Source organism: Sphingobacterium sp. UBA2610 (assembly GCF_002339225.1).
In the GTDB taxonomy this organism is placed as follows: Bacteria; Bacteroidota; Bacteroidia; order Sphingobacteriales; family Sphingobacteriaceae; genus Sphingobacterium; species Sphingobacterium multivorum.
The window spans coordinates 15,604-29,022 of the sequence record NZ_DDKA01000032.1 but is presented as its reverse complement, the minus strand read 5'-3'; the positions used below and the strand labels follow the sequence as shown (position 1 = coordinate 29,022).

Below are 13,419 nucleotides of genomic sequence, written 5' to 3'. Positions count from 1 at the left end.
AAGCCGGTGATATCTCATCAGCGGCTCAACATTCAACAAAAAAAACGAAATTAAAGCTTTATACTGTCCCTTATACCCAATTCAGCATAATAACCATAATGATTCTCACCAATCGGGCCGATAGAGTCGCCATTCCAAATTTGCGGATCAAACATGAAAGGTTCCTGTCCTGGCACTGGAGGAGCTGACCTCAACCGATTAAAGTAAAAATAAAGCCGATCCAAAACGCGCTCTGCTTTATCAGTAATCTCTGTTTTGCGTTGGCGATTGTCCAATGGGACATATTGCACACATACTACCAGTCCTTCCTTCAGCCAGATGTTTCCATTGGCATTATTCTTTTTCGGGCTTTTTGCATAAGGAGGAACAAGCAAAACCATACGATCACTGATATCCTGCAAAATTGCTGCAGCTTCGTCTGCACTGCAATCAAAAATCGCTGGAGTTTCTTCAGTGTGCAGAAGATCGGGATCCGCGATCGCAAATGCTGTAATAAGCTCCATATACCTAGTTAGCGTCATTTTCTATTCTTCTTAATTTCCTTGAATTTAATCTGTCCGCGTTCCAAGCTCATGAGTGTTGTATGCACAAACTCATTTTCCAATGATTCGGCTGTACGCCCTTTTTCCCCTAAGAGATCATCAAAAGTACCTAGCCATCCGTATCGAGGCACTTTTTGTTTAGGCGTATCAATTTTTTGATTCTTCTTTTTTGGGAAAACAAGTGGGTAACTATCGAAAGCTTTCCATCTGGAAGCTAAATAGTATAAATAGATACCATCTTTAATAGAGAGATCGAGATCCTTAAGTTCTCTAGCCCTGAATTCGGTCAGATTAGAATTGAACTTTTCTCGCAGATCACCACAATATTCAATATTTCCCATCTCATGTGCAGCCCCCTTCCCTTCAGGTCGATATAACACAGCAATCAGCTTATCCAATATTTCCGGATTCTTATATTCCCAGTACTGCATGAAATATGTTTCGGCCATAACAAATTCACCAAATCTCATATTTCCCAATAAAGGCTCTGGGGCAATATAACGCAGGTCATTGTGCCTAAATTCGGGAAGAATGTTTGTAGAGATATCCACCTTATTAAATACCCATTCTACCAATTTAAAAGCTTGCTGAAGATGTGGGAGATCAAACCGATCAATTCCATCTTTTGCACTAAATGCTAACAAATACAATACTCTAACCAGTTTGTCGCTGATAGTCATACGAGGCAGTTCCTTGAGATATAATTGAGCAAGATTTGGATAAATATTCATAGGGACTTCATCCCAGCTCTGAGGTACATCGGCAACCCACTCCTGATCAGCGCCGGTTATTTTTAGTTTTTCCATTTTTATTGTTTAATTTTTCAGTTTCTTCAGGTACAGGATTACATAAATACTCCCTTTCCCATTCTTTTTGACTTTTTTCTTGTGATAGAGATTCAAGCCATGTTGGATCGAGGCTGGGATTGTAATTCAAAAAAAGCCGGCGTTTGATTTCAGGAATTTCTTTAGCAACTTCTAACCACCCGAATGCCCATACAGATTGAGCTTTAAAAGCGTCAGATATATGAGACTGAATATATTCGGTCATTGTTGATTTATTAATAATGTTCTTCCCAGGAGCAATAACAACCTTTTCAGGGAAAAAGCCTCCTGCTTTCAGCTTATCATTTAAAATCAGCCTTCCAAATATTAAATCGATACCAGGATTGGCCGGATCAAATGACACTACGATCCGCATTTCATAGCAACGAAGTTCCCTTGCTTTCTTTACATATCTCAAAAGGTCATGCAATCGGACCGCTATAGGTACATTTTCCCTAAAGACCTCAACAAACTTATAACCCATTATCAACTCCTTTCGCAGCTAAAATAGCCATCTGTTTAACCCAAAAAATAGTCATAAATTCACAATACTTTACGCCTTTCTCCTTCAACCAATCTGAATAAGTTTTCCCAACACCACGTTCCAGGGTTAACTCAGCAATCATCTTGTCGATATCATATTGCGTTTTAGCTTCGCATCCTATTTTCTGAATAAAAAAATCAGAAAAAGCTCTTCCTACATTTTCTCCAAATTTTCCACGCTCGTCAAGTATTTTTGCACGCGTGATGGTATCCGCCAGCACTGGACCACACATGGCCATTGCCTTAGAAAATTTTATAACAGTCTCCGCAGCCAATGAAGCTGAACCTCCCAACAATGAAATTGATCTAACACTCTTTTCGGAAGATTCAGATATTTGTTTTTTTAATAGCCCCATATTTGCCCAGAGATATGAAGGTGTGGCTGCCAATTCTGCTAAACTCAATGAATTTATTAGGGAGTCATGGTACTTAGCATGCTCATATGCTTGCCTATCTCTTTCGAAAAAGAAGGAATAATCCTCTTCCCAATCACTTGATGTCCTATAAGCAAAAAACTCCTCGATGGAACACTTTACACCATCTTCTAAAAGTATTTTGCCATCCCGAATAGTCATCCATTCGTGATCTTGAAAGTAGTCATGGCTGATTTTATAGCCATCCTTCATAAACTGTAAAGCTTCCTTCTTATTCATAACTAAGCTCAAATCCTTTTCTTAAGTAATACTCTTTTGACAAATGCGCCGGAACAATGTTAATTTTGGAGGCATCCAATTCAATGAACTTCTCATATACCGGACAAAAACTAAAAAACAAAAAATAGTATCTCATGCTCTAGTTTTAAATAAGCTCATAAACTTTTTCCAAATTGCCGGCCATCCTACATTAGAAAACACTAGGATAAAAACGATGATCACGATCACCACACCGACTACAAACCACCAGGAAAACCATTTATCTACTTTTGCCCCAGAATCAACTCGCACCTGGGTATTGAAATTTGTAGAATCCTGGACATGGCCAACATTAGTAGCTGAAGTTTTTTGATAAGATGATCCAGCTGCAGACGAATCTTTGGTAACACCATTATACAACAATACTCCCTTTTGGCCGATTGCTTTGATACTTCCATCTTTATTTATGTTGAACTCATCAAAACCTCTAGCTTCAAGTGCTACTGATCCCGAGCTATTTTTAACGATGTAATTTCCCTGCAGTGTGGAAGCATTCCTAATACGCCAGGAGCTATCCCTGCCAGCAGAAAAAAGGGTGCTCTCCGTTTTCTTACGAAAAAGATTGCACCCTGTCAGGGATAGTAATAGAAGAATGAAGTAAAAAAGCCTTATCATAACTAAATCAAAAGAGGGTGGCCAACCAAAAACCACCCTCACGCATTTATACCCGGAACCATTTAATTTAACTTTAAGAACCAGGAGCGAAATTTGTTCTTAACCTCACTCCCGGATCAGATTTGCAATAAATCACCAACAATAACAAACCTATATTGTAAGAAACAATTCGCGCTCCCTTAAGCGTCTACGTTTCAAATGTCCTAATTCTCTATTACATCTCATGCGACACTTTTCAGCTGGAATCTCAAGTATTGCTTCAGCTGCATTGAAATAATCACCATCATTCAATAGACTCAGCAATTTAGACCTATTGAATGCCAAACCACGAATACTATAAACTATTGACACTAAAGTATCAAACTGATTTTGTGTCAACCTAACATCCACGTGAGTATTAACAATTCTGGACGGAGATATAAGCGAATATTGGAGTAGATTATACGCTTCCGCCTCATCTTTAATTCGGTCGCCTTGACACACCTTTTGGCCATCCGGCCATCGTACCGTACCATAACCGAGCGTCCAAACTCCAAAATTGTCCGGATACGCATTTAGCCTAAGCTCCTCAAACCCCTTGACGAGTCTCAGCGCGTTTTGCGATATCTTCATACATGGCTAATTTTTGTTCATACTTCAATTTTGTAGTCTCCAAATTCTTGATCGATAATTGACAAGCTGCAAGTTCTGCAGACAGCGAATTAGTCAAGCTATTGGCTTTATTTAAAAGCGCGACATACTCTTGCTCTCGCTTCAGAGCAGTTTCGATCTGATCCTGAAGAAATCCGATCTGCGTACGTTGATCTTTGATCATTTCCCCATAAGTTGTACGCACCTGTTCATCAACAGTGGCATTAGTCTGCTCGATCACAGCGTTTGTCTGCTTTTTACTCGTCCAGTAGGTTACGATTGTCGATAAAACTCCGGAGCTAATTACAGCCATTACCAGCTGTATAAGTGAGAATTGCTCGTTTTCCATATTACATTCCAAAAATTCCGCTTTCAGGTTTATTAATTACTCTATAACTCATTTCCGTTTCAACACCCTTTGCATCCGGAAAATCCACTTCATTCGCGTCGATGTAATTTCTCGCTTCATCTAAATATTTATTACCATCATTCGTGAGCTGCTCGATCATCTTTTCGCGCTCACTGTCTCCGCCTTTTTTACGGGCATCTTTCAAGGTCACATAATAGGTATAAAGATTGATCTGAACGCCAAGATCAGTCACCTCTATTGCACGCTCGACGATACCTTTGGCCACGGTCAGCAATACGATTCCTGGTATTAGAAAGCGCTCCATTAAAATCTTTTCTTTAGTTGCGTATCCGGACAATTGCTTTTCTTTCAATTTCAAGAATAGCGGTTCGCTGATCTTTGGCCGGACATCATTCCATTCTACACGCTTCATGATGTATCGAAGCGTTAGGTAAGTCATCCGATTGGCGTTGATTTGATAATTTTCAGAAAAGACCTCAGCAGTTTCAACAAAAAATTTCTTCTGTTCAAAGTATGCGTCGCTTTGTGCCCAAATTGGGAAATCAGACAGGTTTTTTTCCAGATACAGGAGTAGCTCATTAAGGGCATTAAAACCATTGCTTGCAAATTGATACTTCAAATTATCTATCTGCCACTGGAAAGCAGTCTTTTTTGTATCATTTGTAGAAATAGTTACGCCACTATCTCCAATACTCACCTGAACCTGGTCTATCCCATTCATGAAAGTAATGTTGGCGATGGCATCCTGAACGATTTCCATCACTGGCCAATACTTTGCATCCATTAGCTGGTATTGAGTGCCGGAATCCTTTATTTTCTTTTTTTCGGCTTCAGTCTTACTTTCCAGAGCAACTAATGCTTCCGCATATTTCTGAGTTAACTCATTATAGAAATCATTACCGAGTAAGGGCTGAATCTGGGAACGCTCTGTCCGGCTGATATCAGGACGAATTTTGGATAGCTCAAACGTACCATTTAACGTTATCTTTTGCTTGATCTCATTGATATCTGAAAATAGTCTCATGATATTACCTCTTTAACTAACAATTTTACTTCCCTTACCTGTATCCGTAGTAGTCAACACTTTATCCAGCGTCAAAAGCGTCATATCAGGATTCCAACCGTTATAATCCCGGACAAAATCAAACATCTGATAAATAATAGCACGATCAGCGGCATTTATCGCATTCATCACCAACCAAGACTCCCGGATATCAGAGCCACCTTGGTTGGCACCACCGTATGATCCCCCCGGCATACCAAGTCCAAAAATCGCCGGATTAACTAACATTGAAAATAGAATTTCGGCATTGGCTGCTGCGCCATCAGGTAAATAAGCGTCAGACTTCAACTTATCATCTATCGCTACGATTTCGATACCAGGAATACTTGTACCATTCAATTTGTTTATATCGAAAAATGAAACAAATGTTTTCATGGCATTTTCGGTACCAGTAAGATATTTATCCATTTCATCGTACTGATCATTGACTGCCTTAGTCCTTTCCGCCTCACCCATTGATGCCCATTTAGGATATTTAGTCAGCCAGTAAGACATCGAAATCTTTACGTGATATTTAATTGCTGCTTGATTTCTAAAGATGGCCCGTTTATAAGAAGGGATCGAGTTGGATATCTCCAGCCAGCCATTCGAGCGAACACCGTCCCAATGAGCCAGGGAATAGTAATCAAACTCCGGATCAGGATAATAGGTAGGAAAAACATAATTGTGACCATTTTCAACATGCCTGATACGATCAACCTCCGAAAACCAGTCTCTCGAATCGATCACATCAAACTCGTCAAAGTCATCTGCAGGTGAAGGAAAGTTTGCCGATCGCATGGCCTTTTCTATTCGGCCACTTTTTTCATTGTAGGGACGATATCGAAACTTTCGGGCCTTATCATGACCGATCCGGACGATTTTCGACCGGTCCTCATTCAGCATCAACAACGGAAAAGAGTTTGCCAATGCATTATAATCCTGGATAATGGCCAATCTGGTAACATCAAAATTGGAACGCTTGAAGAAATCGCGCACCTCCTGATCTTTTACCAGGTCATATTTCATCTGGTTGTTATCGTCTAATTCTCTCGGAATAGCCGGGACAACCATTTGACCAAACAATTTTAGATTCAATAACCTCAGCGCGCTCATGGCTACACCACTTTTGCGAGCCATAGACCACATTTCGTCAGGGAACTTATCACTTTTCCCCCATGGCACCCAATCACGTCCTCCCGAATATTCATTTTTATTAGGAAGGACTGTAGAAAAATTCGCAATGCTTGATTCCCCGGATTTTCCAGCTGACGCATTTGTTAGGACAACAGAGCTTCCTTCTCTGAAAGAATATAGCGGAAAACCATCTCTGGAAAATTGTGTATGTCTAGTACTCATTTGAAAACGCGTTTGCCATTTATTTCGAAAACTAACTGGATGTGAAAAGCTGTCTTGATACCTGAATCCAGGTTAACAATACCACGCATTTCATTTTCTCGTACCGAATATGGCAAACCACAAATCTGCCCTTTTTCAATTGTCTGCCACTGTCCTCCAGTTCTGCGCTTGCGATCGCATTTCAAAAAAGTTATTGATAGCGTTTCGTCTGAAGACTGATATCGGCAACGGTCCAGTATTTTGAGCATTTCAGTGTAAGAAATCTTATCCATGCTCAAAAATCTATTTAATAAGTCCATTAGAAACGACAAGAACATATTTCAGCTGATTTTCAACCTGTTACCATTAATGTTTCAAAAAACTTCACCAAAAACACAACAATAACCTAGAAATCAACAGTTTAAAAATTTTAATTTTTCCAAAAACTGTAAAAAGTGTCTACTCGAAGCCCGCCGTGCCCTGTTCTAAAACGGCAATTGCCGTTTACACCCCCACGGAATATGATTTTGGTTCCTGGAGAATAGTGCAAAAAAAAAGCCGCTTAAAGCGGCTCTTCTATCGTTTAACAAGCATGATGTCGGTAAACTTTGCGTTATAGCTAGGATTATTTGAATGAGAAATAGCCATAGCGTGTTCGAAAGGATTAGCTCCTGGAACTTTCTTAGCTATCCATTCACATAACTCTACAACATTAGACTTGTTGGAAGTAAAATAGAAATATTGCTCTACTTCAAGTACATCCAGCACATCTAAGTAGTCAGATAACTTCCAGTGAGAGGATTTGTAACTTGAAACGTCAGTGGATAAGTAAGGCGGATCAACGAGAAATATAACATTAGAGTGATCACGATAGAGTTCAAATAGCGCTTTGTAATCCATCGATACCCTTTGAACTCCATCTAAATATCCCGAAGCGCTATAGGGGGTTTCTCTGAGTGTATTATAAAATACCTGCCTTGTTAACTCATCGTAGCTCATGGCATAATTCATCGCAAAGAGCAGATTAGATGATAAAGTGATATAATCAACATACCCTAAATGCTTCTCCTCTGAATAAACCCTATCCAATATCGCCTGCCTTCTTTCAAATGGTATTGCCTTATCTTTAGGAAGGTCAAACACTAGATCGCGGATATCCCGAATGAGCTTATTGGTCTTAGGAATCCACTCAAGTCTTTTGGAGAAATTATCATAATCATTGTATATGACCTGTGCATCCGGACAATGTTGTTTAACTGTATGGCTTAATAGCCCACTCCCACCAAACAAATCCACATAAGTGGCCCTTGGATCAAAGCTCTCCAGCTCTATTTTAAATTTTGTGAGGAATCTTCTTTTTTGTCCCATAAACGGCAGCGGCGACGAATTGTAATTTTTACTTGCTTTCATATATATTTTATTAAATTTGTGCTCTCACAATCAAAAACTTTATTGCATAACTCTAACATCGCGTCAGGTTATACCCCTCGACACGTCGGTGTGTTATGCACTGTATGGTTTTTGATTGTGAGAATTTCGAAGGCAAGTCGAGGGGCTTCTTTAACTTGAAGACCTAGATGGCAGCCATAATCCCTGGCTGCTCTCAATAAGATGTGAATATTTAAAGTACCCGATCATATCCATGGCATCTCCTTGGTGCGTGGTGTATCGTTGATCGACGTGCGCCTTGCGCTCGTCCGTCTTGACTTTCTCCGGACCAAACTTTCCTTCCTTAGCTGCTGAGTTATTGATCGACTCGATAAGATACTTACACTTTGTACGGTTCCATTTGAAGATAGGCAGCAATGGATGATCATTACGCATTGCAATAGACCAGAACTTATACTTATCCGAATGTTCAGGTGCTGCACCATAATATTGCTGATCCACATCCCACCCATTCTTGATCAGAACTTCAACAACGATATCGGCATACGTTTTAGGTGAACGACCATCCTTACCGATCGCCGTCTGATCATACCAATATGACACACGCTTAGTGGGATGAGGCTGATAATAATCGCACCACCGTTGTACAAGTACCTCAAGCATTTCTCCAGCTTCTTCAGGAGTAATAGAGGAAAGGAAGTTACATTCATTCAGGAAAGTTTCCTGAGCAGTAACTATACAGCAGAACTTACCATAATCTAGGGCAATATCCAACGGTGTGCTCGGTATGATATCGGTTACCTCTCGGCAATCAAGTTTCTCAAATTTGGTCCGATCATAACCAACGTCTTCATCCACTAAACCCCTTAAATAATCATTATCGAAGGAATCATAACATAATAACCGCTCATTGAATGCCGGATAGAATCCTCCACCAACAGCCCTTGGCCGGATGTTCTCTATCTCTATATCGTATTCATATTTGGACATGATACGACGTTGCATCTTAAAATAATTATCTGGGAGGTTCTCTGCGTTGATCCGAGTAGGCGCACGTAAATAAAATACCTCATCCGGATTAGTTAGAGCAGCCTGCTCATAGGTATAGATATGTTTACCCTCTTGAGTTCTGGGAATAGAACTAACATACACTTGAGACAGCCACCGCTTCTTATGTTCAAAATGAGATTTCCCTCCACGTAGAGTTGCATAAGTTTCCGCTTGGAATTTTAACGGATCAAGCTCACAGTATTCATCTGCTAATCCGGAGCACGTATTGATACCCCTGGAAGAAACATCTTGAGATAGCATCACCCACACTGCTCCAGTCCACCAGGCGATAGTCTTACCCCAATCCAAAGGTGGTTCATAAGGTAGGTTGTATTTCTTCCAGATCGGCTTTTGTCCGATCGTGAAGTGTATCCCATTCTTATAGCCCAAAGTCTCCAGAGAAAGAATAGTAGACGGCAATGTCCTGGTCAAAATTTGCTGATAGGTCCGGCCCTGAAGGAAATTTGTTGATCGGGGCATATCGCATGCTGTTTCTGACATTTCATCTGCTAGAACTGTTGACTTCCCCACAGCCCTGGCTCCCTCCAGTACTTTAATTTTTTGTGGAGCAGTCCGGATCAGGATCTGTGCAAGATTGCGACGTACCTGAAGTTTCGGTTTCGAAATCTCAACCATTACTATTTTCCTCCCCAATCACCTGAGCCTCTTCAGACATACTATTTAGGATATCACCCAGATCAATGACACCTCCGGCGTGTATTTTCTGCAATGCACGCTGAGCTGTCTGATCAAGTGAAATGATAACTTGATGCTGCTCGATCTGATCAGCGATCAATGCTCCTGCTTCATCGTTGACTCCAGCAGCTCGCAGCTCTTTAGCAATTTCCTTTAAGGCCATAGCATTATTTTGTTTTTTGGCCATAATCCGGGCATCGAGAAGAGTTTCAATAACAATGTGATTAATGACATCGGCCTTCATACGGCCAACCGATCCAAAAATCTCTAGGGCATCATTAATATATCGCCGAGCAGTTGAATTGGAAATCGGATTATCACGAAGACTTCCTAACTTTTTGAGAACAGTTATTGTTTCGGTCATTGAGCTGTAATTCCGGAATAATGTATAAGCATCCACATACCACTCAAGCAATTTGGTTTGCTTAGCAGTGAGATCGGACTCCTTTGAATCGGGATCTTTAAGATAGCTTAGGATATCATCCTTGTTGGAATCTATTGAAATTGGTTTAGCCATTTAGCACCTCCAATCTCTTTTTAACGAGGTCCAGTTTAATTTGATTGACCTGATACCGAGAAAGCACCTTTGCTTTTTTTGGCCCATCAGACAGAGTTTCTAGCTTCTTTTTATCTTTAGATATGTTGGGCGGAATATTCTTGAGGTGAGAGAGCAATTTGTCCAATGGTAATTCATTGATTTCCTCTTTGATATACCTTACATGTTCCACCAAAATTTTACCTGACTCCTTATATTCGTCAATAACAGCCCAGCAGGCGTTTACCTGCTCATGATCATTAAGCAATGTCTCAGCCATTTCCAATCGTTTGTCCGGATCATCCGTAAAACCTATTTCAATAAATAACTGCTGTGCACGTCGATAATGCATGTTTTTCCTCCGGACTACTTCTTTGATCTTTTCGGGAAATAAGAAATAATCTTCATTCAAAGCAGCTTTAGCAGGGATGTCAAAAGATTCCAATGGCGCAATGACCGATTTCTCTACTGTATCAGAGGTGATCTTGACATGGGATGGGCGATCATCCTGAGAGAGCTTCTTCAGCTCCTCAAGTAAACGATTAAAATGAAGCGGTGATGATCCGCTTCGGAAAAAAGAAATCAGAACTTTGCTCGAGGCAAATTTTTCGAATAACACGCGGCCTTCCTCATAGCTGCGATGCGAGTTTTCTAAATACCTTTGAATAACGGAAATTGCCATAAATCAAAGGTATTTGAGCCAATTTTAGCTAAAACGACACTTTCGGCTTATAGATATAAACTATTACGTTTGAATCATTTAAGAAAGCTGGTATTTGCAAATAATCAAGAGCTTCAATAACATCTAAACTTTCCCAATTACCTTCCTTTTTCCAATATACATTTACTTGCTCCTCAATCTCATCGCGCTCCATCAAAATATTTTCCCCATCAGTCCGAACCGGCACAAAAAACTTCTCCTCCAGGATATTGATGATTTTAACAATCTTTTCATTCATACTACATGTATTTTACAAAAAAGGCTCTTCAACAAGAGCCTTTTTATTTTACGAATTCAACTTATACAATTACGGACCGACCGGCTCCAACAAAATTGGCGGTTCATAAATAGCAGGAGGAATCGGAGATTTAGAAATATAGGTCTGCACCAAAGCATTTGGATCCTCGATCAACTTACCTGTTGCACCTTCAGCTGTCTCAAGTTGAGCCGGAAATTGTTTCGTTCCCAGAACCTTTGCGGTACCATTCTGCTCAATGGCGATAAATACCATCCTACGATTGGCAGTTGACGCAACAAATCCTGAGATTGTAGCATCATTTTTCGGATAAGATACTTCCATTGAATTTTGGAAAGATTTCCCGTCACGAGCTCCGATCAGCGAATACTTCAGTTCTCCAGTTTCCAAAGTAACGTATAGCCTTTTGAAAGACTTACCTGTCTTAAATTTAAAATCATCGGCAGCCTTTACCGTAACCAAATCGTCAAAATCTGTAGCAGTTTCGGTAACTATTTTAGAGAGCGCAGCGGGCCACGATTCTATATCTTCAGTAAATGCGTAATAGACCTCACCGGCTACGCCACCAGGATTGAAAACACCCTGTTGAAAAACAATATCTTTTGCATTTAATGGCATAAATTAGTCCTCCTTTACTTCTTTTAAGAATCCAACACCAAGTTTCAGCAAGCGCCCTACTAACTCGGAATCTTCTAAAAGATTCTCGGTCGTGAATTCCTTTCCTTCAAAAAAGAACGTTTTCCCATGAATAGAATAGGTTTTACCCTTATGATCCAAAGTTTGAAACCCATCTTTAGCAGCTTTTTGAACCTTTTCAAGAGATTTTGACATCGTGGTCATCAGCTCCATAGCTTCGTCACGTTCAGTTGTTAGGGCATCGACTGAGTCACTAAGTGACTTGTTATCAACTTTCAAATTACTATTCTCGGTATTTGTAATAGCAAGATCGTTCTCAAGACTAGAATTCTTGGAAGTCAAATCTTCATTTTTAGACTTCAGCGCATCACGCTCTTTTGTTAGAGCAGCAATTTCTTTGTCCTTTCCAGCGATAATCTTTGCTGTCGCCGGATCCAACTCTTGTTGAGTTGATTTATTATCATTTTCAGCCATTGCTTTAAATCTTTTAATTTTTAAAAATTTGATTGTGGGACCTGCCCACAACCAAAACAACTATTTACTTAACTATGAAAAAGCCTATGCTACTAAGTCCTGGTCATTGTGGTACACATAAGGCAAGTACCAGAATCCTAATCCGATCCACCAGTCAGAAAGCAACTTCACGTCACGATCTACCTTTTGAACATCAAATCTACCTTGGTTATCACCAGCCTTCATTGGATTTGCCTTATTGAATTTTGGAGTAGTGTAGATCATATCACTACCATCCATAGCCGGATACCCCTTGATAGTAATCTGAGGATGATCGATCAAAGTTGAAAGATTTGGTTTTTGCTCGTAATTCATATTGTACTTTTTACGAACTCCTTCGCGATATGTCTGTTCAACCTGTAAACTAACAGAAACTTCATCCAATTCGACACGGATTAAGGCAGGAATACTTTTAACAAAGTTTTCAATATAGGTTACTAATGCAACTGGGTCGGAAGGCAGAGCACCCAATACAATCTGTTTTGTTTTCCCGGCAGCAAACCCATCACGGATCTTTTTCCGGACACCATTTAAAGATGCACCAGCTGCTGAGGCTGTTCCATCGACGATCGCACCTTTAACACCTTTAAAGGATTCCAAAAGCTCTAAATCAGCATAGTACTGCTTAATAATAAGCTGTTCTGAAATATAACGTACAATAGGCCAATCCTTACGTTCAAGCTTATTCTCAGCCAAAAAGCCGAGCCAAGATGGCATAATCTCATCTGGAGAGATCAATTCATCGATCTTAACATGGTCGAGCTCGATTTTCTCTAACTCAAATTTGACCTCATTACCCGCAATCGGCGTAAACTTACGCTGAAATGCCTGCAAGACACGTTTGATCGATGCTGTTGCTTTATAAACAACAGTACTGTCCGTAGGCAATAAAGGAAATGATTGCGTAAAAACAGATCTTTGCATCAAAACCGTTTGAAGGTTCTGCATCCCTTGCCCACCATCTACATAATAGCTGCCGAATTCGGCTACTACTTCATCAATATTAATTCTCATTATACACGGTTAA

General features: G+C 40.1%; 18 protein-coding genes. All 18 read right to left on the bottom strand.

Annotated features, from left to right (window positions below; genetic code table 11):
* Nucleotides 1-50: 50 nt before the first annotated feature.
* The 18 genes from B4Z47_RS21230 to B4Z47_RS21145 all read right to left on the bottom strand — a co-directional run bounded on the left by B4Z47_RS21230 (nucleotide 51) and on the right by B4Z47_RS21145 (nucleotide 13,406).
* Entirely contained in the window at nucleotides 51-521 is a 471-nt protein-coding gene (locus B4Z47_RS21230) for a hypothetical protein (protein WP_286727885.1), read from the bottom strand.
* On the bottom strand, nucleotides 518-1,348 hold the full coding sequence (locus tag B4Z47_RS21225; RefSeq protein ID WP_286727884.1) for a hypothetical protein: 831 nt from the start codon (nucleotides 1,346-1,348) through the stop codon (nucleotides 518-520). Before B4Z47_RS21225 ends, B4Z47_RS21230 begins: the two co-directional genes overlap by 4 nt.
* A complete protein-coding gene (locus B4Z47_RS21220) occupies nucleotides 1,320-1,850 on the bottom strand; it encodes a hypothetical protein (RefSeq protein WP_286727883.1) in 531 nt (176 codons plus the stop codon). The genes B4Z47_RS21225 and B4Z47_RS21220 overlap by 29 nt, the downstream gene beginning before the upstream one ends.
* Nucleotides 1,840-2,562 (bottom strand): hypothetical protein, encoded by a 723-nt coding sequence (locus B4Z47_RS21215; RefSeq protein ID WP_286727882.1) that lies wholly within the window; start codon nucleotides 2,560-2,562, stop codon nucleotides 1,840-1,842. The genes B4Z47_RS21220 and B4Z47_RS21215 overlap by 11 nt, the downstream gene beginning before the upstream one ends.
* Nucleotides 2,563-2,694: 132 nt before the next feature.
* Nucleotides 2,695-3,216, bottom strand: coding sequence for a hypothetical protein (locus B4Z47_RS21210; protein WP_286727881.1), 522 nt, complete (start codon nucleotides 3,214-3,216; stop codon nucleotides 2,695-2,697).
* Between the two features lie 150 nt (nucleotides 3,217-3,366).
* Nucleotides 3,367-3,828 carry a lysozyme gene (locus B4Z47_RS21205; RefSeq protein ID WP_286727880.1) on the bottom strand — a complete coding sequence of 154 codons (462 nt, stop codon included), beginning with the start codon at nucleotides 3,826-3,828 and terminating at the stop codon, nucleotides 3,367-3,369.
* Nucleotides 3,785-4,195 (bottom strand): hypothetical protein, encoded by a 411-nt coding sequence (locus tag B4Z47_RS21200; protein WP_286727879.1) that lies wholly within the window; start codon nucleotides 4,193-4,195, stop codon nucleotides 3,785-3,787. The genes B4Z47_RS21205 and B4Z47_RS21200 overlap by 44 nt, the downstream gene beginning before the upstream one ends.
* Before the next feature lies 1 nt (nucleotide 4,196).
* Complete coding sequence (locus tag B4Z47_RS21195; RefSeq protein WP_286727878.1) at nucleotides 4,197-5,240, bottom strand: DUF6712 family protein; 1,044 nt, start codon at nucleotides 5,238-5,240, stop codon at nucleotides 4,197-4,199.
* Nucleotides 5,241-5,252: 12 nt separating this feature from the next.
* Nucleotides 5,253-6,617, bottom strand: a complete 1,365-nt coding sequence (locus B4Z47_RS21190; protein ID WP_286727877.1) for a hypothetical protein — start codon at nucleotides 6,615-6,617, stop codon at nucleotides 5,253-5,255.
* Complete coding sequence (locus B4Z47_RS21185; RefSeq protein ID WP_286727876.1) at nucleotides 6,614-6,889, bottom strand: hypothetical protein; 276 nt, start codon at nucleotides 6,887-6,889, stop codon at nucleotides 6,614-6,616. Before B4Z47_RS21185 ends, B4Z47_RS21190 begins: the two co-directional genes overlap by 4 nt.
* Nucleotides 6,890-7,172: 283 nt before the next feature.
* Nucleotides 7,173-8,006: a DNA adenine methylase gene (locus B4Z47_RS21180; protein WP_286727875.1), complete on the bottom strand. Its 834-nt coding sequence runs from the start codon at nucleotides 8,004-8,006 to the stop codon at nucleotides 7,173-7,175.
* Between the two features lie 150 nt (nucleotides 8,007-8,156).
* Entirely contained in the window at nucleotides 8,157-9,671 is a 1,515-nt protein-coding gene (locus B4Z47_RS21175) for a hypothetical protein (protein WP_286727874.1), read from the bottom strand.
* Nucleotides 9,664-10,248 (bottom strand): hypothetical protein, encoded by a 585-nt coding sequence (locus B4Z47_RS21170; RefSeq protein ID WP_286727873.1) that lies wholly within the window; start codon nucleotides 10,246-10,248, stop codon nucleotides 9,664-9,666. Before B4Z47_RS21170 ends, B4Z47_RS21175 begins: the two co-directional genes overlap by 8 nt.
* Nucleotides 10,241-10,948, bottom strand: a complete 708-nt coding sequence (locus B4Z47_RS21165) for a hypothetical protein (RefSeq protein WP_286727872.1) — start codon at nucleotides 10,946-10,948, stop codon at nucleotides 10,241-10,243. Before B4Z47_RS21165 ends, B4Z47_RS21170 begins: the two co-directional genes overlap by 8 nt.
* A 28-nt stretch (nucleotides 10,949-10,976) precedes the next feature.
* Nucleotides 10,977-11,225, bottom strand: coding sequence for a hypothetical protein (locus tag B4Z47_RS21160; RefSeq protein ID WP_286727871.1), 249 nt, complete (start codon nucleotides 11,223-11,225; stop codon nucleotides 10,977-10,979).
* Between the two features lie 69 nt (nucleotides 11,226-11,294).
* On the bottom strand, nucleotides 11,295-11,861 hold the full coding sequence (locus tag B4Z47_RS21155) for a hypothetical protein (RefSeq protein ID WP_286727870.1): 567 nt from the start codon (nucleotides 11,859-11,861) through the stop codon (nucleotides 11,295-11,297).
* A gap of 3 nt (nucleotides 11,862-11,864) precedes the next feature.
* Complete coding sequence (locus B4Z47_RS21150; protein ID WP_286727869.1) at nucleotides 11,865-12,353, bottom strand: hypothetical protein; 489 nt, start codon at nucleotides 12,351-12,353, stop codon at nucleotides 11,865-11,867.
* Between the two features lie 84 nt (nucleotides 12,354-12,437).
* Nucleotides 12,438-13,406: a hypothetical protein gene (locus tag B4Z47_RS21145; protein WP_286727868.1), complete on the bottom strand. Its 969-nt coding sequence runs from the start codon at nucleotides 13,404-13,406 to the stop codon at nucleotides 12,438-12,440.
* Nucleotides 13,407-13,419 lie beyond the last annotated feature (13 nt).